Origin of the sequence: Streptococcus sp. HMSC034E12, assembly GCF_001835915.1 — a bacterium.
GTDB lineage: Bacteria > Bacillota > Bacilli > Lactobacillales > Streptococcaceae > Streptococcus > Streptococcus vaginalis.
In genome coordinates this window covers 1-329 of sequence record NZ_KV826475.1, presented here as the reverse complement: position 1 = coordinate 329, position 329 = coordinate 1, and the positions used below count along the sequence as shown (strand labels likewise).

Genomic DNA, 329 nt, shown 5'->3' with positions numbered 1-329 from the left:
CTCATTATTTTGCTAACGACCGGCAAAAACGTTGCACATCTTCCAAATCATATAGATATTTTCCGCCTTTTGTCTTTTGCATGTAGCGGAATTTCTTTTGGTCTCGCCAAGTTTCAAGGCTTGTACGCCCCCAACCTGTTTTCTCTTGCAATTCCGCCATGCTGACCCAGTTTGTTTCTCGTGATTGCTGCCTTTGAGCTTCTGCGAGAGCTTGCTTGTTTAACTCGACCAGCTCGCCCAAGAGCTGCGTTTTGAAATCTTCCCCGAAAAGTTCTAAAACCATATCAGACACCTCATGCTACACCGTTTTCTAACGCGATAATCTCTTT

At 44.4% G+C, this 329-nt stretch carries 1 protein-coding gene; it reads right to left on the bottom strand.

The window, feature by feature from the left end:
* Window positions 1-4 precede the first annotated feature (4 nt).
* On the bottom strand, window positions 5-283 hold the full coding sequence (locus HMPREF2574_RS08755) for a helix-turn-helix domain-containing protein (protein WP_142350196.1): 279 nt from the start codon (window positions 281-283) through the stop codon (window positions 5-7).
* Window positions 284-329: the final 46 nt, after the last annotated feature.

What these genes read in the sequence shown, in the direction of transcription:
- HMPREF2574_RS08755 (WP_142350196.1), bottom strand. Translation starts at nt 283, where the DNA reads ATGGTTTTAGAACTTTTCGGGGAAGATTTCAAAACGCAGCTCTTGGGC.